Annotated in this window: 27 protein-coding genes; 18 read left to right on the forward strand and 9 right to left on the reverse strand. The window is 64.5% G+C overall.

Features of this window, described 5'->3' with window-relative positions; genetic code table 11:
• Positions 1-37 precede the first annotated feature (37 nt).
• Together CH291_RS14000 and CH291_RS14005 are read left to right on the forward strand one after the other, a co-directional pair.
• Positions 38-1,132 carry an FUSC family protein gene (locus CH291_RS14000; RefSeq protein WP_094640956.1) on the forward strand — a complete coding sequence of 365 codons (1,095 nt, stop codon included), beginning with the start codon at positions 38-40 and terminating at the stop codon, positions 1,130-1,132.
• 79 nt (positions 1,133-1,211) lie between these two features.
• Positions 1,212-2,141, forward strand: coding sequence for a cation diffusion facilitator family transporter (locus tag CH291_RS14005; RefSeq protein WP_094640957.1), 930 nt, complete (start codon positions 1,212-1,214; stop codon positions 2,139-2,141).
• On the opposite strand, the gene CH291_RS14010 is transcribed toward CH291_RS14005, so the two are convergent.
• The 3 genes from CH291_RS14010 to CH291_RS14020 all read right to left on the reverse strand — a co-directional run bounded on the left by CH291_RS14010 (position 2,131) and on the right by CH291_RS14020 (position 4,164).
• Positions 2,131-2,598, reverse strand: a complete 468-nt coding sequence (locus tag CH291_RS14010) for a pyridoxamine 5'-phosphate oxidase family protein (protein WP_179276536.1) — start codon at positions 2,596-2,598, stop codon at positions 2,131-2,133. The genes CH291_RS14005 and CH291_RS14010 overlap by 11 nt on opposite strands.
• 130 nt (positions 2,599-2,728) lie before the next feature.
• Positions 2,729-3,502, reverse strand: coding sequence for a site-2 protease family protein (locus CH291_RS14015; protein WP_094687840.1), 774 nt, complete (start codon positions 3,500-3,502; stop codon positions 2,729-2,731).
• Complete coding sequence (locus tag CH291_RS14020; protein WP_094687841.1) at positions 3,499-4,164, reverse strand: hypothetical protein; 666 nt, start codon at positions 4,162-4,164, stop codon at positions 3,499-3,501. The genes CH291_RS14015 and CH291_RS14020 overlap by 4 nt, the downstream gene beginning before the upstream one ends.
• Positions 4,165-4,366: 202 nt before the next feature.
• Between CH291_RS14020 and CH291_RS14025 the strand changes: the two genes are divergently transcribed.
• The 8 genes from CH291_RS14025 (at position 4,367) to CH291_RS14060 (ending at position 11,118) form a co-directional block, all read left to right on the forward strand.
• Positions 4,367-5,656 (forward strand): adenylosuccinate synthase, encoded by a 1,290-nt coding sequence (locus CH291_RS14025; protein WP_094640959.1) that lies wholly within the window; start codon positions 4,367-4,369, stop codon positions 5,654-5,656.
• 426 nt (positions 5,657-6,082) lie between these two features.
• Entirely contained in the window at positions 6,083-6,631 is a 549-nt protein-coding gene (locus CH291_RS14030) for an alternate-type signal peptide domain-containing protein (protein ID WP_094640960.1), read from the forward strand.
• A gap of 9 nt (positions 6,632-6,640) precedes the next feature.
• Complete coding sequence (locus CH291_RS14035) at positions 6,641-7,201, forward strand: hypothetical protein (protein WP_094687842.1); 561 nt, start codon at positions 6,641-6,643, stop codon at positions 7,199-7,201.
• On the forward strand, positions 7,198-7,797 hold the full coding sequence (locus CH291_RS14040) for a signal peptidase I (protein ID WP_068053956.1): 600 nt from the start codon (positions 7,198-7,200) through the stop codon (positions 7,795-7,797). Before CH291_RS14035 ends, CH291_RS14040 begins: the two co-directional genes overlap by 4 nt.
• Positions 7,794-8,303, forward strand: coding sequence for a hypothetical protein (locus CH291_RS14045; protein WP_068053958.1), 510 nt, complete (start codon positions 7,794-7,796; stop codon positions 8,301-8,303). The genes CH291_RS14040 and CH291_RS14045 overlap by 4 nt, the downstream gene beginning before the upstream one ends.
• Positions 8,303-8,935, forward strand: coding sequence for a SipW-dependent-type signal peptide-containing protein (locus CH291_RS14050; protein WP_094687843.1), 633 nt, complete (start codon positions 8,303-8,305; stop codon positions 8,933-8,935). The genes CH291_RS14045 and CH291_RS14050 overlap by 1 nt, the downstream gene beginning before the upstream one ends.
• 3 nt (positions 8,936-8,938) lie before the next feature.
• Complete coding sequence (locus CH291_RS14055) at positions 8,939-10,588, forward strand: signal peptidase I (RefSeq protein ID WP_094687844.1); 1,650 nt, start codon at positions 8,939-8,941, stop codon at positions 10,586-10,588.
• 89 nt (positions 10,589-10,677) lie between these two features.
• On the forward strand, positions 10,678-11,118 hold the full coding sequence (locus CH291_RS14060) for an LGFP repeat-containing protein (protein ID WP_094640966.1): 441 nt from the start codon (positions 10,678-10,680) through the stop codon (positions 11,116-11,118).
• 68 nt (positions 11,119-11,186) lie between these two features.
• On the opposite strand, the gene CH291_RS14065 is transcribed toward CH291_RS14060, so the two are convergent.
• A complete protein-coding gene (locus CH291_RS14065; protein WP_094640967.1) occupies positions 11,187-11,711 on the reverse strand; it encodes a methylated-DNA--[protein]-cysteine S-methyltransferase in 525 nt (174 codons plus the stop codon).
• A 91-nt stretch (positions 11,712-11,802) separates the two neighbouring features.
• Here CH291_RS14065 and yczR point away from each other — a divergent pair, with 91 nt between their 5' ends.
• A complete protein-coding gene (gene yczR / locus CH291_RS14070) occupies positions 11,803-13,284 on the forward strand; it encodes a MocR-like transcription factor YczR (protein WP_094687845.1) in 1,482 nt (493 codons plus the stop codon).
• A 67-nt stretch (positions 13,285-13,351) separates the two neighbouring features.
• On the opposite strand, the gene CH291_RS14075 is transcribed toward yczR, so the two are convergent.
• Positions 13,352-14,428: a CaiB/BaiF CoA transferase family protein gene (locus CH291_RS14075; RefSeq protein WP_094687846.1), complete on the reverse strand. Its 1,077-nt coding sequence runs from the start codon at positions 14,426-14,428 to the stop codon at positions 13,352-13,354.
• A 94-nt stretch (positions 14,429-14,522) separates the two neighbouring features.
• Between CH291_RS14075 and purT the strand changes: the two genes are divergently transcribed.
• Both purT and CH291_RS14085 read left to right on the forward strand, forming a co-directional pair.
• Complete coding sequence (purT, locus tag CH291_RS14080; protein ID WP_094687847.1) at positions 14,523-15,719, forward strand: formate-dependent phosphoribosylglycinamide formyltransferase; 1,197 nt, start codon at positions 14,523-14,525, stop codon at positions 15,717-15,719.
• A gap of 24 nt (positions 15,720-15,743) precedes the next feature.
• A complete protein-coding gene (locus CH291_RS14085; RefSeq protein WP_094687848.1) occupies positions 15,744-16,226 on the forward strand; it encodes a DUF456 domain-containing protein in 483 nt (160 codons plus the stop codon).
• Here the strand turns inward: CH291_RS14085 and CH291_RS14090 are convergent.
• A complete protein-coding gene (locus tag CH291_RS14090) occupies positions 16,223-16,969 on the reverse strand; it encodes an amidohydrolase family protein (RefSeq protein ID WP_068053980.1) in 747 nt (248 codons plus the stop codon). The two genes, CH291_RS14085 and CH291_RS14090, sit on opposite strands and share 4 nt — an antisense overlap.
• Before the next feature lie 55 nt (positions 16,970-17,024).
• Here CH291_RS14090 and CH291_RS14095 point away from each other — a divergent pair, with 55 nt between their 5' ends.
• Complete coding sequence (locus tag CH291_RS14095) at positions 17,025-17,894, forward strand: SMP-30/gluconolactonase/LRE family protein (protein WP_179276537.1); 870 nt, start codon at positions 17,025-17,027, stop codon at positions 17,892-17,894.
• A gap of 70 nt (positions 17,895-17,964) precedes the next feature.
• Here CH291_RS14095 and CH291_RS14100 read toward each other — a convergent pair whose 3' ends face one another.
• The gene (locus tag CH291_RS14100) at positions 17,965-19,350 is read right to left on the reverse strand and encodes an FAD-dependent oxidoreductase (protein ID WP_094687850.1); all 1,386 of its coding nucleotides are present in this window, start codon (positions 19,348-19,350) and stop codon (positions 17,965-17,967) included.
• Between the two features lie 296 nt (positions 19,351-19,646).
• Between CH291_RS14100 and CH291_RS14105 the strand changes: the two genes are divergently transcribed.
• Genes CH291_RS14105 through CH291_RS14120 form a run of 4 tightly spaced genes read left to right on the forward strand, consistent with a single transcriptional unit; the run spans position 19,647 to position 22,768 of the window.
• The gene (locus CH291_RS14105; protein WP_068053988.1) at positions 19,647-20,510 is read left to right on the forward strand and encodes a TauD/TfdA dioxygenase family protein; all 864 of its coding nucleotides are present in this window, start codon (positions 19,647-19,649) and stop codon (positions 20,508-20,510) included.
• A gap of 48 nt (positions 20,511-20,558) precedes the next feature.
• Entirely contained in the window at positions 20,559-21,086 is a 528-nt protein-coding gene (locus tag CH291_RS14110) for an Rv0361 family membrane protein (RefSeq protein WP_068053991.1), read from the forward strand.
• Between the two features lie 48 nt (positions 21,087-21,134).
• Positions 21,135-21,548, forward strand: coding sequence for a rhodanese-like domain-containing protein (locus CH291_RS14115; RefSeq protein ID WP_068053994.1), 414 nt, complete (start codon positions 21,135-21,137; stop codon positions 21,546-21,548).
• Complete coding sequence (locus CH291_RS14120; RefSeq protein WP_094688066.1) at positions 21,545-22,768, forward strand: O-succinylhomoserine sulfhydrylase; 1,224 nt, start codon at positions 21,545-21,547, stop codon at positions 22,766-22,768. Before CH291_RS14115 ends, CH291_RS14120 begins: the two co-directional genes overlap by 4 nt.
• Positions 22,769-22,870: 102 nt before the next feature.
• Here CH291_RS14120 and CH291_RS14125 read toward each other — a convergent pair whose 3' ends face one another.
• Both CH291_RS14125 and CH291_RS14130 read right to left on the reverse strand, forming a co-directional pair.
• Positions 22,871-23,944, reverse strand: a complete 1,074-nt coding sequence (locus CH291_RS14125; protein ID WP_094687851.1) for an isochorismate synthase — start codon at positions 23,942-23,944, stop codon at positions 22,871-22,873.
• A complete protein-coding gene (locus CH291_RS14130; protein ID WP_068053998.1) occupies positions 23,944-24,702 on the reverse strand; it encodes an HAD-IIA family hydrolase in 759 nt (252 codons plus the stop codon). Before CH291_RS14130 ends, CH291_RS14125 begins: the two co-directional genes overlap by 1 nt.
• Positions 24,703-24,928: the final 226 nt, after the last annotated feature.

Here is a 24,928-nt window from a genome sequence, read left to right on the forward strand (position 1 = left end):
CCGGGCCCGCGCCAGCCGGGTGCGCGGCCGAACCCGAGTGAAATCGGGCAGCGCTCGGCTGAAGTTGTCGCTGCTGCCCATCATTCAGTGCGCGTTGGCGGCAGGTGTGGCGTGGTTCGTCGCGACGGACATCGTCGGTCACGAGAGCCCGTTCTTCGCGCCGATCGCCGCTGTAGTCTCACTGGGCGTCTCGCTCGGTGCGCGGGTGCGCCGATCGGCCGAACTCGTCGTCGGAGTGACGGTGGGCATCGGCATCGGAGATCTGCTGATCTCACTGATCGGCAGCGGTCCGTGGCAGATCGCTCTTGTCGTGGTGTTGGCGATGTCGGCTGCGGTGTTCCTCGACGGCGGCCCGATCATCGCGATGCAGGCCGGATCGTCCGCCGTGCTGGTCGCGACACTCATTCCACCCGGCAACATGGGTGGCCCCAACCGCATGGTCGACGCGTTGGTCGGTGGTCTGGTGGGCATCGCGATCGTGGCGTTGATCCCGACGCATCCGGTGTGGCGAGCCCGTAAGGATGCGGCGAGCGTGTTGGCGACGGCTGCAAGCGTGTTGCAGAAGGTGGCCGACGGTTTGGTGGCCAACGATCCCAAACCGATCGAGGAGGCGTTGCGCAAGGCGCGTGCGACGCAGTCCGGTATCGATGCTCTGCGGACCGACCTCAAGGGCGGCCGGGAGATCGCGCGAATCTCTCCGATGTACTGGAATCACCGCAATCGTCTTGCGGCGCTCGCGGCTACGGCCGATCCCATCGACAACGCCGTCCGCAATATCCGGGTGCTCGCGCGCCGGTCGCTGACGTTGGTGCGCGACGACGAGATCCTCGATCCGCGTGTCGTCGACGAGGTGGAGAAGTTGGCGCATGCGGTGGAGGTGTTGCGGCAGATGATCCTCGCCGATCCGGGACAGAAGCCCGACGCGGCAGAAGCGGCGCGAGTGTTGAGGTCGGTTGCGGCCGGTGCCAAGCCGGAGTTGATCTCGAACGCCGGTCTGTCGGCGACGGTGGTGTTGGCGCAGTTGCGATCGATCATCGTCGACCTGCTGCAGGTCGCCGGGCTCAAGCGTATTTCTGCCTTGGCGACACTTCCGCCGACGGTGGACCATCCGCACGTCCCGCCGGAGTTGTGACCCGAGCACATCATTGCATATATGCGTATGTACGCATATGGTGACTTCCGGAAGTCGACATCGGTCACCAGGGGGAGTCATGGGCGCGGGTCACGGGCACAGCCACGGCGTGGGCGGTCACTCGCCTGCAGGTGCGGGGCCGCCCAGGTCTCGGGTGCGCAAGATGGTCGTTGCGCTGGCGATCCTGGTGGTGTTCCTCGTCGTCGAGGCAACCGTCGCCTTGGCTATCGGGTCGCTCGGCCTGCTTGCCGACGCCGGCCACATGCTCACCGATGTGCTCGGCATGTCGATGGGTCTGATTGCGTTGATGCTCGCTCGCAAGGGAAGTGCTGCAGCGGCAAGAACATTCGGCTGGCATCGGGCAGAGGTGTTGACCGCCATCGCAAATGCGGTTCTGTTGCTCGGTGTTGCGGCATTCATCATGTACGAGGCGATTTCACGCATCGGCGACGCTCCTGAAATCCCCGGCGTACCACTGATTCTCACCGCGACGGCCGGTCTCGCGGCCAATATCGTCGTGATGCTGCTCATTCGCGGCGATGCCAAGGATTCCCTGGCCGTCCGCGGTGCGTACATGGAGGTTCTGGCCGATGCGGTCGGTAGTGTCGGCGTGCTCGTGGCCGGCGTGCTGATGGTCGTGTTCGGGTGGACGTGGGCGGACATCGTCGTCGGTGTCCTGATCTCGCTGTGGGTCATTCCGCGTGCGATCAAGCTCGCCGGGTCGGCGCTGCGCATTCTCACCCAGGCGAGCCCGGCAAATGTCGACGTCGACGCGCTGACCGGCGACCTGAGCGCATTACCGGGCGTGACGGGGGTGCACGACCTGCACGTGTGGACACTCACCACCGGAATGGATGTGGCCACGGTGCACCTCGAATGCGAGGGGTCGTCGTCGATGGTGCTCGATCGTGCCAAGTCGTTGCTGTCCGGCTACGGACTCGATCACGCCACGGTGCAGGTCGAACCCGCCGCGCACGGCCGAACGTGCAAGGAAGAGCTCACCTGGTGACGGTATGTACGTCGGAGCCGGGACGCCACACGTCGATCTGCATGTGATCGTCCACCAGTGAGGTCAGTACGACTTCGGTGATGTCGAGATCGAACACGTGGTACGGCACCAGCTCGCCCGGCGCGGCGTCGAATATCGGTTGCAGCACAGCAGGATCGGTGATTTCGACGGCACGCCCGCCGATCTTCGCGTCCCCACCCTCCATCGAATGGTGACCAGGATTGCTGTGCAGCGCGAACCGTCCGTCGCGCTGCAGATCTCGTGCTTTGACGGCTCCGAGCATCGAGCCGAGGCGCAGGACGCCGCTGTCGTCGAACTCGACCTCGGTTCCGCTGACGCGCGGTGAGCCGTCCACCCGGAGCGTCGCGAGTACATGGTGCTTGTGGGCGGTGAATCTGGTGCGCACCGCCGATGCCAGGCTCGGTGCTGCCGTCGAGAAGTCGTTCCACGTCGTCATGGGGAAATTATGCGACCGAGCACCGACACAATCGGGAAAGTCTGCACAGAACCTGCCTGCATCGACGGAATCCCGTCGATCGCGCTCGATACCGTGCAATTCTTCCCGCTACTCCTGGATGAACCAGCCGTCACAGCCAGAATCGCATCAGGTAGTTGCCGTTGCCGGCGAAGAACTCGGGAACACCGGACAGGCCGAACAGGGTGTAGATCGCACCGAAGAACACGGAGTTGACTGCGGGCACGAACAGCAACGCGACGAGCACGAGGATTCCGTAGCCCTTGAACTGATTCAGCGATGCACGGGTGGCGGGCGAGAGCGAGGGCTCCAGCGCGGCGTATCCGTCGAGTCCCGGTACCGGAATCAGGTTCAGGATCGTGGCCATGATCTGCAGGAACGCCAGGAAGCTGAGCCCGTACCAGAAGGCCTGATGAGTGCCGTCCGTGCCGAACACGCGAATGACGATCAGAAGTGCCACGGCGACAACGGCATTGGCGAAGGGGCCGGCGAGGGCGATGCGCCGCTGCGTGGACGCCGAGAACTGGCCGGTCCGCAGGTACACGGCCCCGCCCGGAAGTCCGATTCCGCCGATCGCGATGAATACCACCGGCAAGACGATGGACAGCAACGGGTGGGTGTACTTCAGCGGGTTGAGCGTCAGATAGCCGCGGAGTTCGACTTCTCGATCGCCGGCGCGAAATGCGGTGAATGCGTGCCCGAATTCGTGCAGGCACACCGACGCGATCCAGCCGGCCAGCACCAGAACGAACACCCCGAGACGCGCCGTGAGCGACGTGACGTCCTCGGCCGTCCAAGCCAGTGCGCCGCCTACTCCCGCGACGGCGAGAACGGCCACGAACACCGGGCTCGGCAGAACGGGGCTGCGGCGCAGCGGAACGGTCATCGGACCAGCAGCCACTCTTCGTGGTGACGATAGAACGTCGACCGCTTCACCGTTCTGTCGCCGGCAATGCCGTCGCGGATCAGGTCTGCGGCGGGGGAGCCGAGCTGCATCGCCCGTCCGCTCACCCAGCGGCGAGGCAGAAATCGTCGGCGGCTGATCACTCGCGCGCGCAGTCCCGGCAACTCCGGAGTCGGTGCCACCTCGACGCCGGGTACGACTCCGGAGAACAACCGAGTGTCGTCGACGTAGGCCTCGCCTTCGAGTTCCGCGCCGCCGGCACCGCCGAGGAGTGCGCGACCGACGACGGCCTTGCCTGCGTCGTCGCGAATGAGGGGTGTGCTCGACGCCTTGCCCGTCAGTGCCACTTTGGCGGCGCGAGATCCGGTTCCGAGCTTGTAGATGTGGGCGGCGTCGGTTGCGGTCTCCGGTACGAACGCGACTTCGACGTGCAGACGGTCGGTGCGCATCAATCGGGTCAGTACGGCCGCCAGGGACGCGTCGCTGCCCAGGACGATGATGCGGGGGGCCGGTGCGGATTCGATGTCGGAGAAGATCGCGCTGCAGTCGTCGTCTGTCGGTACGGCATCGGCGGTGCGCAGTGGGACGTCGGTCAGCGTGATCGGCAACGGCGGATTTCCGCAGTGCAGAACGAACGGTGTCACGGCGCTCCTAGATCTTCGTCGAACCCTCGAACGACCATAGTGCCCTCGTTTCGGCTCCACCGTAGCGGCATGCGGGCCAGCTCACCGCCTCGGCTAGACTGTTCCCCCGGCCACTGTCGCGCCTGCGGCAAATGGTGACGGCTGCGTTCGATCGAGCAGTATTTGCAGCGCGTCCTCGCACGAAAGCAACGTAGGAGAGCACATGCCGGCGATAGTCCTGATCGGCGCCCAGTGGGGCGACGAGGGCAAAGGCAAAGCCACCGACCTGTTCGGCGAACGCCTTCAGTGGGTCGTTCGCTACCAGGGCGGCAACAACGCCGGTCACACCGTCGTCCTTCCGAACGGTGACAAGTTCGCGTTGCACCTGATCCCGTCGGGAATTCTCACGCCCGGCGTGAAGAACGTCATCGGCAACGGCGTCGTCGTGGACCCGGGTGTGCTGCTCACCGAGCTCGAAGGCCTCGAGAAGCGTGACGTCGATACCACGAACCTGCTGCTCAGTGCAGATGCGCACCTGATCATGCCGTACCACGTCGCCATCGACAAGGTGACCGAACGCTTCCTCGGTGCCAAGAAGATCGGAACCACCGGCCGCGGTATCGGGCCCTGCTATCAGGACAAGATCGCTCGCGTCGGCGTCCGCGCAGCCGATGTGCTCGACGAGAAGATCCTGACCCAAAAGGTCGAGGCCGCACTGGAATTCAAGAACCAGGTGCTCTCGAAGATCTACAACCGGCGGGCGCTGGACTCACAGCAGGTGGTCGACGAGGTGCTCGAGCAGGCCGAGGGCTTCAAGCACCGCATCACCGACACCAGGTTGCAGCTGAACCTCGCACTCGAGCGCGGCGAGACCATCTTGCTCGAGGGGTCGCAGGGCACCCTGCTCGACGTCGACCACGGCACCTATCCTTACGTCACGTCCTCGAACCCGACTGCGGGCGGCGCATCGGTCGGTTCCGGCATCGGCCCCAACAAGATCGGGACCGTCCTCGGCATCCTGAAGGCGTACACGACGCGTGTCGGCTCGGGACCGTTCCCGACGGAGTTGTTCGACAATTACGGTGAGTACTTGGCCAAGCAGGGCGGCGAGGTGGGCGTCACCACCGGGCGTGCTCGACGCACCGGCTGGTTCGACGCCGTCATCGCGCGATACGCCACCCGCGTCAACGGCATCACCGATTACTTCCTGACCAAGCTCGACGTGCTCTCCAGCCTGGACACGGTGCCCATCTGTGTCGCGTACGACGTCGACGGCGTCCGGCACGACGAGATGCCGATGACGCAGACCGGTTTCCATCACGCCAAGCCGATCTACGAAGAGATGCCCGGTTGGTGGGAAGACATCTCCGGTGCCCGCACGTTCGAGGAACTGCCGATCAACGCACAGAACTACGTGCTGCGTCTCGAAGAGCTTTCGGGTGCGTACATGTCGTGCATCGGAGTCGGACCAGGCCGCGACGAAACCATCGTTCGCCGCGACATTCTGCGGTAGGCAACCACTGCGAAATTCAGGCCCCGAGGCGTAATGCCTCGGGGCTTTTTCGTGCCCGGATGCGCCGTCGATTGTCGACTTCGAACATCGGTGAGAAACAGCGGACCGGGTCGGGAAAGTGAGGGCGAAAGCAATTCGCTCGCTGTAATCGATCACGCCACCTGGGGCGATCCGCTGCAAGGTGGCTGTTTTCGTAATTCGAGAAGCTTTACACGCCGAGATCATGTGTAAACCAAAAGTATGAAACAAGCGGCCGAACATTCCCTCGGACTTTTACCATCACTTGGGTAACGGCCGAGAAGGTCGTTCCGAAACAATGGGCATCGCACCAGTTGCGGAGGCCTCTTCGGATGGCCGACCGACCTATAACCGGGTCACCTCCCCCTCCGGCCTCACGAACAAGGCCACCGAAGAAAGCGACCAAGAATGAACAAGGCAACCAAAGGCGCCATAGCCGCGGGGGCGGCAGCTGTACTGCTGCTCGGCGGTTTGGGCTCCTATGCGCTGTGGCAGGACACCGAAACTGTGACCGGAGGTGAGATCAACTCCGGTGAACTCTATTTCGATCCGGTCGCAAATACTGCGAACTGGACAGAGACGACGTCCGGGACGGTAATCGGAACCGACCCCTCTGGCTTCCTCATCGTGCCGGGCGACGTGCTCGAATACACGACCGACTACAATGTCACCTGGGCTGGAAACAATCTTCTTGCAAGCATCACCGCCGACTTCGCCGACGTTACGGGTGATGCCGAGCTTGAAGCGGCTTTGGCCGGTGCAACGGTGTCAGTCAACGGTGGCCCGAACGTGCCGAACGGCGATCCGGTGAGCCTGCCGCTCGGGGCTACATCGCCAACTCTCATCACTGTCGCTGTCACGATCCCGTTCGATATCGATACCGGCGGACTCATCGCGCAAGATGAGAGCGTCAGCCTCGCTGACATCACCCTCACGCTCGACCAGGTTCGTCCCTGACCGGTAGCAGTGACGAACAAGCACGGTCGTTATTGGGCGCTCGCAGCCGCGTCCGTCGCGGTGGTGGTCTTCGGATCAGCACAGTCGACGGGCGCGCTGTGGCGTGACGAGCAGATCGTCGCAGGCGGGACCATCAACTCCGGCACCTTGGACATCAAGGTCGGCCCGAACGGAGCGGAAGTGAACGATTACGTTCTCACTGCACTCGGCGCGGCAGACCTCGGACCGAACGGTTTCTCGCAGGCACCGCTGTCGATTCGGAACGCCGGCAACGTACCGTTCAACTTTCGGCTGCAGGGAACGACCGCGACCGGAACGGTCCCCCTTGCTTTGACTGCGACAACTGTTGCGGCCGAGGAGAATTGCCCGGCAGCAGGTGCGCCGACGGGTCCGACGACGCAGTTGTACACCGGAAATGCCAGTGGTGCGCAAGCTCCGGTGCCACCGGCGGCCAGACTGTTGGCCGCAGGTGCCCGCGAAGTGTGGTGCTTTCGGCTCGCCGTCGGTGCCGATCCGCCGCAGAGCGCGTCGTCGACGGTGATGTTCTCGTTCAGGGCGGACCAGACGTGAATGCCGACGACGACACGGACGTGATCGAAACCGTCACGGACGTATCCGAGGAGAACCGGACCGGTGTCTGGTGGTGGGCGAGCCGGATCGCGTCGTACACGCTTCTGGCGGCGATGTTGTTCGTCCTCGGGGTGACCGTCGTCATTCCGAAAGTCACCGGTTCGACGCCTTACACGATTCTCACCAGCTCGATGAAGCCGACGTACCCACCTGGAAGCCTGGTGGTGGTCAAGCCCGCCGACGCAGCCGAACTCGAGGTAGGCACGCCGATCACCTACCAAATCCGTTCGGGCGAGCCCGAAGTGGTGACTCACCGCATCGTGGCGACCCGGCAGAGCGGACGAGGTATCACCACCTATGTCACTCGCGGGGACAACAACGGATCCGACGACGAGAACCCGGTGCAGATCGGGCAAATTCGCGGAAAAGTCTGGTACTCGGTGCCGTACATGGGCTACGTCAACAATTGGCTCAACGGTGAACAGCGAAAGATCACAGTGACTGTCATCGTCATCGGCTTGGCCGGGTATGCACTGTTCATGTTCGTCGGGGCAGGTGTCGATCGCTACCGCAGCCGAAAGGAGGAGTCGCCGTGAGGCACAGTACTTTTGTCGCCTGCACGGCCGTCTTCGCCGGCGTCGCAGTCGTGTTGTTCCTCGGTGCCGGATCCACCCGAGCGCAAACGATCAAGTACAGCGACGACGGGAGGGAGTGGGCGCCGACCCTTCGAAGTGCATTCTTCGACAACGATATTCGGTGGGTTCCCGGCGACTCGCGTGAATCGCAGTTCCACGTGTTCAACGACACCGACCGGGACGGACGTCTCTGGCTGACCTTCGACAGCGACAACCCGGCGTTCCTTCGAGCCCTGAGCGTCTCCATCGGCGGCGGCGAGTTGGCCGAATCGTGCGCGTGGATCGACCTCGAGGCCGGAGAGAAGAAGCGCATCGACGCGGAGGTCTCGATGGCCGATTCAGCCGGAAACGACACTCGAACCTCCATCGCACGAATCGATCTGATCGTGCAATGGGACAACAGCAACAACGCCGAGTGCCCGGAAGTCTCGGGCGCGCGGACGGATACGGAAGGGGCGCAGCCCTGATGTCGCGTCACAGTGGCACCGCCGGTGCAAGGTCGGTTCTCCGCCGAATAGGCTCTGCGCTCATCAGCGCGCGCGCCCGAGCCATCATGTCGATCGGTATTGTCCTAGGCCTCGGTGCCGTGGGAACCCTTGCCGCATGGTCGGATACGGCGACCGCGACGTCGGGTGTGTTCACAACGGGTCGGCTCGACATCAAGGTGGGTGACCCCGCTGTGGACAACAATCCGCCGGCGTTCACCACGACGCTGGCCAATCCTGCGATCTGGCCGGGAGATACCGTCGCGGCCGGGCTTCTGGTGACCAACGACGTCGGTTCGGTCGCCAATTCCTACACCATTTCTGTTCTGGCCAGCAATGCCACTCTCGGGAATCTTCTCAACTCTTCGGTGCACTCCGGCCCGCCTGTGTCCGGCGTGTGTACTGGAAGCCCGATCAGCACGGTGACGGGACTCGGAACATCGAAGGTCTTCCCAGGTCTCAATCGGTCACTGATTGCGCGGCCGACAGAGGCCGTCATCGCTGGGCAGACCGACCAACTGTGCATCAGCGTGACCATGCCGGCCGGGACAGCTCAGCCCAATCCCGTTGCCACCGGTACCATCACGTACACCATCACCGCGACTTCGACGTAGATCATGTCCGCTACCCACGCCGCCTCCGCTGACCGCACCCGATCTCGCCCACGCCTGTTTCGCGAAATTGTTCTGACCGTCGGCGCTGTCGCCGGACTCGTCTGTGTGCTTTTTGCGCTCGCGGCCGTGTTCTTCGGTATCACCCCCTTGGTCTTCCGCTCTGGGTCCATGGCCCCCGCCATCGACACCGGCGCTCTGGCGCTGAGCAAGACGACTCCGGTCGCGGACATCGAGGTCGGCGACATCGTCAAGGTCACCAACTCGTCGGGAGCAGGAATCACCCACCGCGTGGTCGAGATCGGGGCCGTCGGAACCGATAGCGCGCAGCTGTTCCTTCAGGGTGACGCGAACGCTGAGCCCGATGCCGAGAGTTACGTGGTGTCAGAGGCCGATCGCGTGTTCTTCAGCGTCGGGAAACTCGGTTACGCGGTCAGCTGGCTCAGCGGCCCGGTCGCAGTGTTCATCGGTGGCATCGCCGTCGGCGCACTTCTCATGACTGCGTTCGGTTTTCGTAGGCCCAGCGTGGAGTCCGATGCAGAGTCCACTGCGAAGCCCGACGACGATCGACTGCAGGAATCGCGCAGTGGGCGGCACAGTGCCCACGGACGTGGGCCGTCGACCCTCGGGGTGGTGCTCACGTTGGCGACCATCTCGGCCGTGGGTATCGGTGCCTCGAACACTCCGACAACCCTTGCTGCGGGACAAGATACGGCGACGGCCCTCAGCGGCACCATCACCACGGCGTTGCCTCTTCCGGTGCCACAATCGGTAGACTGCAACAATCGCAGCGGCCTGATAAATGTGATCGGTAATTACGTCACCATGTCGTGGGCGTCCGCCGGTACAGGTTTCACGTACAGGTGGACGATCACCAGGGTGACGCAGAACGGGCAAGCTGATCGGATCGAGAACGTGTCGGGCACTTCCGTCGACATTTCCAACGGGCTCTTGTTGGGCACGAGGACGGGAACGTGGCTCTTCACAGTGCAGACAGTGTCCGGCACCAGGCTGTCCGCGCCGAGTGCCGGCTTTACGTTGGACATGGCATCGACGACGTCTACGTTGAATCTCCTTCCCAGCGTTCGGTGCGGCTCCGCGGTAGCCGCCGGCATCTCTGCTCGCAGTGCCCCCTTGGCAGTAGAGCCCGAGACCACCGAACCCGCGCCGACGGTGACGTCTATCGTTCCGGAGTCGACACTCGCACCGGCCCCAACAACGACGGATCCGTCGCTCACCGAGGAGTCCCCGGCTCCGCCGCCGGTCGAAGTTCCGGCAACAACGACAACCGTCCCGCCGACAACGACAACAACGACCGTCCCACCGCCGACCACCACCACTCCGCCTGCTCCCGCGGTTCTGTCCGCCCCGGTGACCTCGCCGTCGGGTGCGTCGACTGCCCAGGTCGTCGACATCGACGGCGTTCCGACGTTGCAGATCGTCGACGCCATCGGAGCAGTCCAGTACAGCGCTCCCGCCACGTCCAGTGAGGCATACGGCTATGGCGTGAACTGGTCGGCGGGAGACCAGCTGTGGCTGCTCGGTCCCGATCAGTTGGTTCGTCTCGACAGCAGCGGCGGTTCGTGGTCTCGAACGGTGATAGATCCGACGGCGACGGATCTCGTTCCGGCCGATATTCTCGAGCTCCTGAACTAGCCCATTTCACATATATGTCTTATTCGTCAGGCGCCGCCGCTGTTCGACGTGGATAATTGTCGCCAGGTCGGGCGACGAAAGGTCGAGTAATGACTGAAAATTACAATGGGTTGGAAGTTTTCAGCTACCAATTCGATCGCTTCGCATACGAACATCCTTGGATCGGCGCTCAGGCCGGTGAATTCATGCTCGGCCCCGAGGGTGGGGGAATGCTCGAATTCACCCATGCGACCGTGTTCGCTCTCCCCGAAGGTGGCGCGCACGAAGTGCACGGCCCGATCCTCGACTGGTATCTCGGCCACGGGGGACCCTATGGCGCACTTGGCTATCCGATCAGCAACGAGCGTCCGACGCCTACCGGATCCGGTCGCTACAACTTGTTTCAGCGCGGAGCTATCGGGTGGTTGCCGGATGTAGGTGCATTCACCATCGGCGGTCGGAGCGAGGAATCCGATGTCAGTCCGGGACCGGAAGCCGTGTTGGTGTCCGCGGTCGATGAACCTATCCCGGCATTCGGCATTTCTGCCTGAAACCCGTTCTTGCTCCCTGTTTCGGGCGATTTATTCGGTCGAGTAGTTTCATCTGGTCCGGCAGCAATTCAGAACAATCTCGGCTCGTCGAATCCCGGTACACCCTCGATGCCGAGTATCTTTTGTTTGGTATTCGTACCACCCGGTGCCGAAAAGCCGCCGACTTCCGTACCGGCACCGAGCACTCGATGGCACGGGACGATGATCGGTACAGGGTTGCGTCCCAGCGCACCGCCTACGGCCTGCGCTGCGCCGGGGTGGCCGAGTCGGCGGGCAATGTCGCCGTATGTGAGTGTCGCGCCCCGGGGAATCCCACTGCATACGGTGTACACCGCGGCGTCGAACTCCGAGACGTCCAGCACCAGTGGAATCGGGCTCATGTCGACAGTACGTCCATCGAGCAGGGCGACAATTCGCTCGATCGCGTCGGCCGCGAGAGCGTCGACGGGTCGTTCCGCTGCACCGAAGCCGGCCAGGTAGTCCAACATCGCCTCGTCCGATGGTTCGGGGAGGGCGACCGCGACCACTCCGTCGTCGGTCCAGGCGATGCCGCAACGGCCGATGGCGGTGTCGAAGAGCGTGCTGCTCGGCATCGGTCCAGTATTCACCTGACCTCAGTCGGCAGTCCAGTGAAAAGCTCAATGGACTTGAAAGTCGAAGACCAGTGGGCGAATACTGGTGGGCATGGCTTCAAGAGTCCTCAATGCAGCGTCACTGGCCCGTGATCTCGGCAGCTGGCGCGGCGACGCGTCCTCGGACGGATCCGGCAGGCGCAAGGCGTCGCGTCCGACGTATCGGGCGTTGGCCGACGGCGTTCGACTTCTCATTCACGACGGTCGCATTCCGCTCGGTGTCGGTCTGCCCAGTGAGCGTGATCTGTCGGCGGCTCTCGATCTCAGTCGTACCACCATCACGTCCTCGTATTCGGTCCTGCGCGACGAGGGCTATCTGATCAGCAGGCAGGGATCGCGCAGTACCGTCGCCCTGCCCGCAGCGCCCACCCCCAATGGACTATTGATTCAGTCGACGACGCCGTCGGGTCCGGTGGTGGACATGTCTCACGCGGCGATGGCAGCGGCGGACGGCACCATGACCGCGGCGTACGAGTCTGCGCTACAGGCACTTCCGACGTATCTGCCGACGCACGGCATGGAACCCATCGGTCTGGCGGTGCTGCGGGAGGCCATCGCACAACGCTTCGTCGAGCGTGGCCTGCCGACGACTGCTGATCAGATCATGGTGACTTCCGGTGCGCAGCAGGCGGTCCGGCTGTTGCTGGGCACGTTGACCTCGCCCGGTGATCGAGTGCTGATCGACCATCCGACCTATCCCAACGCGCTCGAAGCCATCAGGCGAGTCGGTGCCCGTCCCGTGCCGGTGCCGGTGCGTCCGGCCGACGGCGACTGGGATCTCGACGGGATCCGCAGTGCCGCACGGCAAACCGCCGCCAAGGTGGCGTATCTGATTCCGGACTTCCACAACCCCACCGGCCAGGTGCTGGGTGCCGAGGGTCGAGCGGAGCTCGCCCGCATCACCCGTGACACGCGCATGACGCTCATCGTCGACGAGACCATGGTGGATCTGTGGCTCGACGCCCCACCACCCCCACCGGTCGCGTCGTTCGGGCGGGTCTCGGGGTCCGATATCGTCACGATCGGATCGGCATCCAAGTCGTTCTGGGGTGGTCTGCGCATCGGATGGATCAGGGCGCATCCGTCGCTCGTCTCGCAGCTGGCGGGCTCGAGGGCGGCACACGACCTCGGCACGTCGATCATGGATCAGTTGGCGTCCTCGTTCCTGCTGCAGGACGCGGAACCGGCGCTCGAGCTCCGTCGGTCGCAGCTACGTGAGCGTCGTGAGGTGCTCGAAGACGCTCTGGCAGAACATCTTCCGGACTGGCGCTACCGCCGCTCCGAGGGCGGCATGTCGCTGTGGTTGCAGCTGCCTGCACCGGTGTCGAGTGCGCTCGCCGCCACCGCTCCCGCCTTCGGCGCAGTGCTGGCCGCGGGACCGAGGTTCGGCGTCGAGGGTGCCTTCGAGCGCTACCTCAGGCTGCCGTACACCCGTGAGCCGCAAGAGCTTCGGGCCGCGGTGATGGCGACGGCGGCGGCGTATCGAGCACTGGCCCCGAGCGCCGAATCGGAACAACCGGCGCTGGTCTTCTGACCGCGAACTCGAAGTTACGGACGGAAATCAGCCGAAATCCGTCCACAACTTCGAGTTCGACGCGCAATCAGCTCCAGACCGAGCCGATGTCGGTTGCGGTGGAGGGCGGTGGCGTCGGGACTCCGTTTTCGGTGCGGGAGAACCGCGGTGCCGGACGGTGCTGGGTGACGCCGCCGACGTCGATGAGCGAGTCGCGATCCTTCATGTGCGGGTGATTCGGTGCCTCGGCGAAGGTGAGGACCGGTGACACACAGGCGTCGGTGCCGTCGAAGATCGCGGCCCACTCGTCGCGGGTCTTGGACAGGAACGTCGCGGTGAACTTCTCGCGCAGCTCGGGCCATCGCGACTTGTCCATCTGCGGCGGCAGGTCCCCATCGGCGAGGCCCAATCCGGTGAGCAACTGAGCGTAGAACTGTGGCTCGAGCGAGCCGACTGCCATGTACTGGCCGTCGGAGGTCTCGTAGGTGTCGTAGAACGGCGCGCCGGTGTCGAGCAGGTTGGTGCCACGGTCGTCGCTCCAGGCTCCGACGCCACGCCACGACCAGATCATGTGCGAGAGTGCCGCGGTGCCGTCGACCATCGCTGCGTCCACCACCTGTCCCTGCCCGGAGCTCTGGCGCTCGTAGAGCGCAGCCATGATGCCGAAGACAAGGAACATGGAGCCGCCGCCGAAGTCGCCGACCATGTTCAGCGGCGGCACGGGCCGCTCGCCCTCGCGGCCGATCGCGTTGAGCACACCGGTGACGGAGATGTAGTTGATGTCGTGGCCGGCGGTCTGCGACCAGGGGCCTTCCTGACCCCAGCCGGTCATCCGGCCGTAGACCAGACGAGGGTTGCGGGCCAGGGCGTCGTCAGGTCCGAGGCCGAGGCGTTCGGTGACGCCGGGGCGGAACCCTTCGATCAGCACGTCGGCGCGCTCGATCAGGCCGAGGACCTTCTCGATGTCGGCGGGATCCTTGAGGTTCGCCTCGACGATGGTGCGGCTGCGCAGCTGATGGTCGTGCGGGGACACCTGGCCTGCGCGCTGGACGCGTACGACGTCTGCCCCGAGGTCGGCCAGCAGCAGCGCGGCGTGCGGGCCGGGCCCGATGCCCGCGAGTTCGACGACGCGGAGCCCTGTCAGCGGTCCACCAGTGTTCGACACGTTGTTGCCTCGTTCCGACTCGTCAGCTGCGAATGTGAATGGAGACTAACTTGTACTAGGTCGTCCAACTGATCGGGGTGTGGATAATAGGGCTGTGACTGCCCCAGATCCCGTCCGCATCGGTACTCCGCTCACTCCCGGGGCCACCCGGGTGATGTTGCTCGGCTCTGGTGAGCTGGGCAAAGAGGTGATCATCGCGTTCCAGCGCCTCGGCGTCGAGGTGATTGCCGTCGATCGCTACGACAACGCCCCTGGTCACCAGGTTGCCCATCACGCGTTCACCATCGACATGAGCAACCCCGAAGAACTACTGGCGCTGATCGATTCGCAGCAGCCGGACTTCGTGGTGCCGGAGATCGAGGCCATCGCCACCGATGCCCTGGCCGAGGTGGAAGCGCGGGGCCGGACGGTGGTGATCCCGACGGCTCGCGCGACTCAGCTGACCATGAATCGTGAGGGCATCAGACGTCTCGCGGCCGAGGAGCTCGGGCTGCCGACGTCCCCCTATGCGTTCGCCGATTCACTGGAAGACGTGCGAGAAGCGCTGTCCACCATCGGTTTTCCCGCGGTCATCAAGCCCGTCATGTCGTCTTCGGGCAAGGGGCAGTCCGTCGTTCGCAGCGAGGCCGATGTCGAGGCGGCGTGGGAGTACGCGCTGAAGGGCGGCCGCGTCGACCTCGGTCGTGTCATCGTCGAGGGATTCGTCGATTTCGACTACGAGATAACGCTTCTCACCGTCCGAGCAGCGAACGGAACCTCGTTCTGCGAGCCGATCGGGCACCTGCAGGAATCCGGCGACTACATCGAATCCTGGCAACCCCAGCCGATGTCCGACGCGGCCCTGGCCGGTGCGCGCGATGTCGCCGAGCGGATCACGACGGCCCTGGGTGGGCGCGGGTTGTTCGGCGTCGAACTGTTCGTGCAGGGCGACAACGTGTATTTCTCCGAGGTCAGTCCGCGGCCACACGATACGGGCCTGGTAACGCTGCGGACGCAACGGTTCTCGGAGTTCGAGCTGCATGCCCGGGCAGTTCTGGGTCTGCCGATCGACACGACGCTGCTCTCGCCCGGTGCGTCTGCGGTCATCTACGGCGGCGTCGATGCGGAGGGCATTCACTTCGACGGCGTCGCCGACGCGTTGGCGGTTCCCGAGACCGATCTTCGTCTGTTCGGCAAGCCGACGAGCTTCGTCCGGCGTCGGATGGGAGTGGCGGTGTCGACGGCGTCGGATATCGACACCGCACGGAGCCGGGCACGCGAGGCAGCGGGCAAGGTTCGTCCCGTCGTCTGACCGGACACGGGGCACACTGAGCTTATGAGTGCGCTCGGAGAAGTCCTAGTCGGCCTGGTGATTCTGGTCGGCCTCGTCGGTATCGTCGTCCCGATTCTGCCGGGCACCATCCTGATCTTCGGGGCCGTCGCAGTGTGGGCGTGGGTCACCGGCGGAGCCGCCGCGTGGACAGTCTTCGCGATCGCGACGGTGCTGCTGGTGATCAGCGGCGTCGTGAAATACACCTGGCCCGGGCGGCGCATGCGGGAGGCGGGTGTGCCGACGCGATCGCTGATGATCGGCGGATTGCTCGGCATCGTCGGATTTTTCGTCATCCCCGTCCTCGGCCTGTTCGTCGGCTTCATCGCCGGCGTCTACGTGGCGGAAGTGCCCAGGCATCGAAACCATTCCGAGGCATGGAGATCCACCGTGCACGCCACCAAGGCCGCTGGTCTGTCCATTCTGGTGGAACTGTTCGGTGCCCTGCTCGCCTCGGCGGTGTGGCTCGGCGGAGCGCTACTCGTCTAAGGGACCCGATACCAAGCCCGGGCGTTGCCGTCGAGCACCGCCGGGAGATCGCCGCCGACGGCGTGAGAAATGATGTCGATGTCGTTCGCCGAGAACGGGCGTGGGGCGCGGGTGCCCGGTAGATCGGTGCCGAACATCAACGCCGCGGGATTGACCCGGTGAATCTGCTGCAGGGTGTCGGCGATATCGAGATCGACCCGGCCGAATCCCGTTGCCTTGACGCGTACTCCGCGGTCGACGAGATCGAGCAGGTACGGCAGACCCTGTGTCGAGAGTCCCAAGTGATCGATGCTCACCGCCGGCAGTTTCGCGAGGACGGGTTCGAGCGAGAGCAGCAGGGACGCATCGACGTACAGCTCCGCGTGCCACCCCACCAGATCGTGGACACGACGCGCCTGAACGGTGAGCATCTGCAGATCCGTCTCGCCGCGTTTGAGATTGAACCGCATTCCCCGCACGCCCGCGTCGTTCAGTGCCACGATGTCCTCGTCGGAACATTCCGGATCGATCTGAGTGACGCCGACCCAGCCGCGTCCCAGAGTCTCCAACGCAGCGAGAAGGAAGCTCTGATCGGTGCCCTGGAACGACCCCGTGACCACTGCGCCACCGGTGATACCGAGCCCGTCGACGTCGTACAGGTAGTTCGAGACGGTGTACGGATCGGGCAGGAAACCGTGGTTCTCGATGAGCGGAAACTTCGGGTCGATGATGTGTAGGTGGGCGTCGAACACGGCCCCCAGCATGCCAGCTCACCCATTCGGCGTCGCGGCCACCGTTCGCGGTGTTTGAATTCGAAACATGAAACCGGAGACCACTGTCGTTCTCGACGGATACACCTATTTCGAATGTCCACGCTGGCACGAGGGGAGGATCTGGGTATCGGACTTCTACTCCCATCGCGTCGTGTCCGCCCTCGAGGACGGCTCCGACGTACGAGTCGAAGCCGAAGTACCCAATCAGCCGTCGGGCCTGGGATGGTTGCCCGACGGGCGGCTGCTCATCGTGTCGATGCGCGACTACAAGCTGCTACTGCGTGAGCACGACGGCTCACTGACCGTGCACGCCGATCTGTCGACGTACGTGAAGGCGAACCTCAACGACATGCTCGTCGACGCGCAGGGCCGCGCGTACATCGGTAACTTCGGGTTCGATCTGATGAACTTCGCGCCCGTCGAGACGGCCGAACTGATTCGCGTCGACCCGGACGGTTCCGCGCACGTCGTGGCGTCGGATCTGTACTTCCCCAACGGGATGGCGTTCACGGCGTCGGGCGAACTGCTCGTCGACGAGACGGTCGGCAACAGGGTCAGTGCCTTCGACATCGCCGAGGACGGGTCGCTGGGGGAGCGTCGCGATTGGGCGAAATTCGGTGAGCTGCCGTCGTCGACGGACATGGCCACCGCCATGGGCGAGGTGAAGGTGGCGGCCGACGGTTGCTGCATCGACACCGACGGCACCATGTGGATCGCCGACGCGCTGGGGCAGCGAGTGCTGCACGTGGCACCGGGCGGAGAGATTCTTCAGCAGCTCGATTTCGATCTCGGGGTCTTCGCCTGCGGACTCGGCGGATCCGACGGTCGCACGCTGTTCGTCTGCGCTGCACCGGATTTCAACGAGCATCAGCGCAAGATCGAGACCGAGGGAAAGCTGCTGGCAGTGCGGGTATAGAGCGCTCCGCGCATGTGAGTGGAACTTCGTAGCAGGGGTCGAAGTTCCGCTCACATGCGGCGCAGCCGCTCTAGGCCTTGTCGGGCTCGGATGCCTTCAGCATGTCCTCACGCTCGACGACCTTGACTCGTTCGCGGCCTTCTTCTTCGCCGAGTGAGCGTTCGTGGGCGTCGAGGCGGTACCAGCCGTCCCAGGTGGTGAAGGGGACCTGCTTGTTTTCGAGGAACGAGGTGACCGCGTCGAGATCCGGCTCGGTGGCACCGACGAAGTTCGGCGCATCCTCGAGCAGGTTCGCGACGGTTTCGTTGGCGTCGCCCTTGGTGTGGCCGATGAGGCCGACGGGTCCGCGTTTGATCCAGCCGGTGACGTAGGTGGCGGGGACGGGTGTGGTGGACGAGGGGGACTCGACGACGCGTCCGGCCTCGTTGGGGATGGTGCCTGCCTGCTCGTCGAAGGGGAGCTGGCTGATGTTCTGGCTGAGGTAGCCGACGGCACGATAGACGGCTTGGACGTCCCAGTCGTTGTACTTGCCGGTGCCCGTGACGTTGCCGGTGCCGTCGAGTTCGGTGCGCTCGGTGCGTAGGCCGACGACCTTGCCGTTGTCTCCGAGAACCTCGTGGGGGGACTCGAAGAAGTGCAGGAACAGCTTGTGCGGGCGCTTGCCGACGTCGCGGATCGCCCAGTCCTGCAGGGTGTTGGCGACCATGTCGATCTGCTTGGAGCTGCGGCGGGCCTGCTCGGAGCCCTCGTCGTAATCGATGTCCTCGGGGGCGACGATGACCTCGATGTTGGGGGAGTGGTCGAGCTCGCGGAGTTCGAGTGGGGTGAACTTGGCCTGAGCCGGTCCACGACGGCCGAAGACGTGTACTTCGATGGCCTTGTTGGCCTTGAGGCCTTCGTAGACGTTGGCGGGGATCTCGGTGGGGAGCAGTTCGTCGCCGGTCTTGGCGAGGACGCGTGCGACGTCGAGGGCCACGTTGCCGACGCCCAGGACGGCGACCTTCTCGGCGTCGAGGGGCCAGGTGCGCGGCACGTCCGGGTGGCCGTCGTACCAGGAGACGAAGTCGGCGGCGCCGTAGCTGCCGTCGAGGTCGATGCCGGGGATGTTGAGTGCGCGGTCGGCGTTGGCTCCGGTGGAGAAGATGACGGCGTCGTAGAAGCGGCGCAGGTCGTCCAACGTGATGTCGGTGCCGTAGTCGATGTTGCCGAGCAGGCGTACCTGAGGCTTGTCGAGCACCTTGTGCAGGGCGGTGATGATGCCCTTGATGCGTGGGTGGTCGGGGGCGACGCCGTAGCGGATGAGCCCGAACGGCGCGGGCATGCGCTCGAAGAGGTCGATGCTGACGCCCGGTCCGCTGACATTGTGGTCGGACTTCATGAGCGCGTCGGCGGCGTAGATGCCTGCCGGTCCGGCACCGACGATGGCGACGCGGAGTGGACGAGTCTGATCAGTCATGTGCAGCGAGCTACCTTCTTCGAGGGAAGTGCGGACACCCCAGCATAAATTAAGGACAACCTGAGCTGGGGCAGTGGGCAACTTGCCGGATTTCCCGGTTTCCGGTAGGAATTGCTCTGTGGAGACGACATACCTGGTCCGACGGTTCACCGTCGACTTCTGTCGTACCTGCACCAACATGTGTTGTCGGTGACAAGACCCGACGCCCTTCCCCCTCCCTGAACAGGACGGGACCCCTCTCTCGACGGCAGCGCTGCCTGAATCAGCCCATCTGCCGTGCACAGATTCGAGGACACATGACCACTCTGGAACAGCCCGTCACGCTCACTTTCGACAAACTCGGCCCGTCGTTCGGTGCCGAGGTCATCGGCCTCGACGTCGCCGCGGCGTCCGATGCGCAGATTCACGCCGTGCGCCGAGCCCTCGTCGAGCACAAGGTTCTGGTGCTGCGCGGGCAGACGCTCGACGACGCGGCACACGTCGAATTCGGTCGCAGACTCGGCGACCTGACGGCAGGCCACCCGGTGCACGACAGCGGCCACGTCGCCCCCGAGGTCTACGCGCTCGACAGTCAGGACAACGGATTCGCCGACGTCTGGCACACCGACGTCACGTTCATGGAACGTCCGCCGCTGGGTTCGATCCTGCGGCCCGTCGTCCTGCCACCGCACGGCGGCGACACCAACTGGGCCGACAGCCAGCTCGCGTACGAATCGCTGTCCGCGCCCGTACGTCGAATGATCGACGGGCTCACGGCAATTCACGACGGCAACCGTGAATTCGGCTACTACCTCGCGCAGAAGCGCGGCGGAAAAGGCAACGTGTGGGACGGCAAGGAAGTCACCGCGCTGGTCCCCGTCGAACATCCCGTCGTGCGGGTCCATCCGGAAACCGGCCGCAAGGGGTTGTTCGTCAATCCGGGTTTCACCTCTCACATCGTGGGTGTGTCGGAGGCCGAGAGTCGCGGGATCCTGGATCTGCTCTACGCGCACCTGACCAAACCCGAGCACATCGTGCGGCACCGCTGGCGGTTGGGCGACCTGGTGCTGTGGGACAACCGCAGCACCTCGCACTACGCCAACCGCGACTACGGCACCGAGCACCGCAAGATGCACCGCATCACGTTGCGTGGAGACATCCCCGTCGGCCCCTCTCGCTGAGAGGCCCCAGCTGAACGCGGACCCGTCGGATCGAGGAAGATTGGCTTCATGGCGTCGTGGAGTGAACGTAGGCAGCAGTGGGTCGACAGTCGTGAGGAAGCGCGCAACAACGCATCCCGGGCGGCTGCCGAGTCCGGTGAGCAGCGTCCGCCCAACGCGTGGCCGTTCATCATCGCCGTGGGCATCGTCGTCGTCTTGCTCGTCGGCATCTTCGCGGCCTCGAAGTTCGCTCCCGCGGAGGACAACGTGACGCAGGCCCAGTTGCTCACCGACAGCCTCGACGGGTTCCTCGAAGCGCAGAACACCGGTAACGCGGAGCTGCTGCGTCAGAACACCTGCTTCGATCAGGTCGAGCGCCTGATTCCGGGTGACGACGCGCAGTACCGAACCGATCGGGCCGGCGAGGTCGAGCGCAACGGCGAGACGTCCATCGACGGCGTGCCGACCGAGTACCAGGTCAACGGCGACCGCGGAATGGTCACGGTTCCGCTGAAGGAAGAGAAATCCGGAGTGCAGACCGACGACGTGTGGAATTTCGTCCGTGTGGACGACAAGTGGTTGGTGTGCAATGTCTGACCGGTACGTGTGTGATGTCGAAAAAGCGAGTGACGGAAGGCTGATCAAGTGACCTACGCAGGTGACATAACCCCGGAAGCTGCCTGGGAGTTGTTGCAGAGCAACCCCGAGGCCGTGCTCGTGGATGTTCGGACGCGCGCCGAGTGGCAGTACGTCGGTGTCCCGGACACCTCCGGCATCGACCGCCCGACGCACCTGATCGAGTGGGTCAGCTTTCCCGACGGTGCCCGCAACGCCAACTTCGTCGACGACCTGAAAGCCGCAGGCGTGGACGGCGATCGGCCGGTGGTGTTCCTGTGCCGCTCCGGTCAGCGATCCATCGGTGCCGCCGAAGCCGCGACCGCTGCGGGAATCGGCCCGTCCTACAACGTGCTCGACGGTTTCGAAGGTGCCACCGACGCCGACGGCCACCGCGGAGCCACGGGGTGGCGTGCGGTCGGGTTGCCTTGGAGGCAGTCGTGAGCGGGAATCCGAAAGGCGGGGGTTTCGACAAGCCGTTACCCGAGGGTGTGGGTCTGGGAACGCTGGGCGTTCGCGGTGGTCTGATGCGATCGGGCTTCGACGAGAACGCCGAGGCTCTCTATCTCTCTTCGGGTTTCGTGTACGAGAGTGCCGGAGCCGCCGAACAGGCGTTCACCGGAGACATCGATCATTTCGTGTACTCGCGCTACGGCAACCCGACGGTCAAGATGTTCGAGGAGCGACTGCGCCTGATCGAGGGTGCCGAGGCGTGCTTCGGTACCTCGAGTGGAATGTCGGCGGTGTTCACCGCGCTGGGTGCGCTGCTGAAGGCCGGTGACCGATTGGTTGCTGCGCGTAGCCTTTTCGGCTCGTGCTTCGTGGTCTGCAACGAAATCCTGCCGCGCTGGGGCGTCGAGACCGTCTTCGTCGACGGCGAGGACCTCGAGCAGTGGGAGCAGGCGCTGTCGGTGCCGACGACGGCGGTGTTCTTCGAGACTCCGTCCAACCCGATGCAGTCGTTGGTCGATGTTCGACGCGTCTCCGAGATGGCTCATGCCGCCGGTGCAACTGTGGTGCTGGACAACGTGTTCGCGACGCCGCTGTTGCAGCGCAGCCTCGAACTCGGTGCCGACGTGGTGGTGTATTCCGGTACCAAGCACATCGACGGTCAGGGTCGGGTGCTCGGCGGTGCGATCCTCGGATCGAAGGAGTACATCGACGGTCCGGTGCAGACCCTGATGCGGCACACCGGCCCGGCGCTGAGCCCGTTCAACGCGTGGACGCTGCTCAAGGGACTGGAGACGATGCCGGTGCGCGTGCGACATTCGGTGAACTCCGCGCTGCAGATCGCCGAGTTCCTCGAAGCTCACCCTGCGGTGCGTTGGGTGAAATATCCGTTCCTGCAGTCACATCCGCAGTACGAGCTGGCGAAGTCGCAGATGTCGGGCGGCGGTACCGTCGTCACGTTCGAGCTCGATGCTCCCGAGGGCGAGGCCAAGAAGCGTGCCTTCGAGGTGCTCGACGCGTTGCGCATCGTCGACATCTCGAACAACCTGGGTGACTCGAAGTCGCTCATCACCCACCCGGCCACCACCACGCACCGCGCGATGGGTCCGGAAGGTCGTGCGGCAGTGGGGATCACCGACGGTGTCGTACGCATCTCGATCGGCCTCGAGGACACCGAGGATCTGATCGGAGATCTGGACCAGGCCCTGAAGTAGTCGGCGCAGCGGACGAATCTACGCCCCGCGTGGAGATCCGCACCCCGTTCGGCGGGCGTGGATTTCTGCGCGGGGCGTCGATCTTGTGCGGACCGGATCGAATCAGCGGTCGAAGACGCTGAGCACGGTTCTGAATTTCGCTGTGGTTTCGTCGAGTTCGGCGTCGGGATCCGAATCCGCGACGATGCCGCCACCGGCGGTGGCCGTTCCGGTCAGCCCGTCGGCCGAAAGTTCGATGCAGCGAATGGTGACCATCCATTCGCCGTCGCCGCTGCCATCGGTCCATCCGACGGCTCCGGCGTAGAAGCCGCGGGATCCCTCGACGCTGTCGATGGTGTCCATCGCCGCAGTTCGGGGCACCCCGGCGACGGCGGCGGTGGGGTGCAGCGCAAGCGCCAGGTCGAGTGCCGAGGTCGCGGGATCGGCCAGCGTTCCGACGATGGGCGTCGACAGGTGCCACAGCTGCGGAGTGCTGCTGAGCTGCGGCGACTCGGGTACCTCGAGCGTCTCGCAGAACGGCGTCAACGCAGCCCTGATCTCGTCGACGACGAAGCGATGTTCTGCCTGATCCTTCGCACTCGCCGCCAACGCCGCGCAGATCCGCGCTTCCTCGTCGGGGTCGGTCGACCGTGCTGCCGTTCCCGCGAACGGATGGCAGGTGACGATATTGCCGCGCTTGCGAACCAGCAACTCGGGACTCGAGCCGACGATGTGCCCACCCGAGTCGCCAGTGGGAGACAGGTCCGCCAGAAATCCGTTGCCCATCGGGTCCCGGGAGACCAACGCGCTCAGCACCGAGACAGGGTCGATCGGCGAATCCGCGGTCACCTCGATGGCCCGCGCGAGCACGATCTTCTCGGCCACACCGGCTTTCAATTGCTCGACGACATCCCGGACTCGCTGCACGTGAACGCTCGGATCGGGAATCTGCCGCGCAACGGTCACGGTCGGCAATGGCGGGAGAGCATCGACCGTTGCCCACGGCCCGTCGAGGCGGTAGAACTCCTCCGGCTCGATCAGCGCGGTGGCGTCGGACATGTCGAAAGGGATTGCGCCGACGACGTTTCGGCCGTCTCGCACCGCGGCCACCGCATCGGCGATATCCGGGAAGCTCTGCTGCACGCCGAGGCCGACCACGTGGTGATCCTGCCGGGAGAGAACGAATTCAAGTGTCATCAGAACGGGTTCTGCGTGCGGCCCACCAGGTCTGCGACGGAATCGAGAACCTTGGTCGGCCGGTACGGATACTGCTCGACGGACTGGACCGTCGAGATGCCGGTGAGAACCAGAATGGTCTGCAGTCCGGCTTCGAGGCCCGAGAGCACGTCGGTGTCCATCCGGTCGCCGATCATGAGCGTGTTCTCGGAATGGCCACCGATTGCACGCAGCGCCGAACGCATCATCAACGCGTTGGGCTTGCCCACGTAGTACGGCTCTTTACCGGTGGCCTTGGTGATCAGCGCGGCAACCGAACCGGTCGCAGGCAGCGAGCCCTCACGGGACGGGCCGGTGGCGTCGGGGTTGGTGGCGATGAAGCGCGAACCCTTCTCGACGAGGCGGATGGCGGTGGTGATGGCCTCGAACGAGTAGGTCCGAGTCTCGCCGAGTACCACGTAGTCGGGGCTCGAATCGGTGAGGGTGTAGCCGATGTCGTGCAGGGCCGTCGTCAGACCCGACTCGCCGACGACGTATGCGCTGCCGCCGGGCCGCTGATTGCCGAGGAACGTCGCGGTGGCGAGAGCGGAGGTCCAGATCGACTTCTCCGGAATGTCCAGACCGGTGAATGCGAGACGTGCGCGCAGGTCACGAGGGGTGCGAATCGAATTGTTCGTCAACACGATGAACGGAATCTCGTTGGCCTGCAGCTCGGCGAGGAACGTGTCGGCACCGGGAATCAGATGATCCTCGTGGACGAGCACGCCGTCCATGTCCATCAGATACGTCCACTGCTGAGGCTTCTCGATTTCACTCACCTCCGTATTTTACCTACTCGCCCATTCCGCAGGCTCCACTCGCGCGTTCGGCTCGGCGGTAGGTCGGGAAAATTGTGACGTTGTCGATTTCCGGTAACGCCGAGTCGCGCGTGCGCTGGTCACGGCGTTCAATAACGGGCAAGGCAGACGTAACGACCACAGCAGCGTTGCTTGTTCGGCGACAGAC

It is taken from the genome of Rhodococcus sp. 14-1411-2a (assembly GCF_002259485.1).
Taxonomy (GTDB): Bacteria; Actinomycetota; Actinomycetes; order Mycobacteriales; family Mycobacteriaceae; genus Rhodococcoides.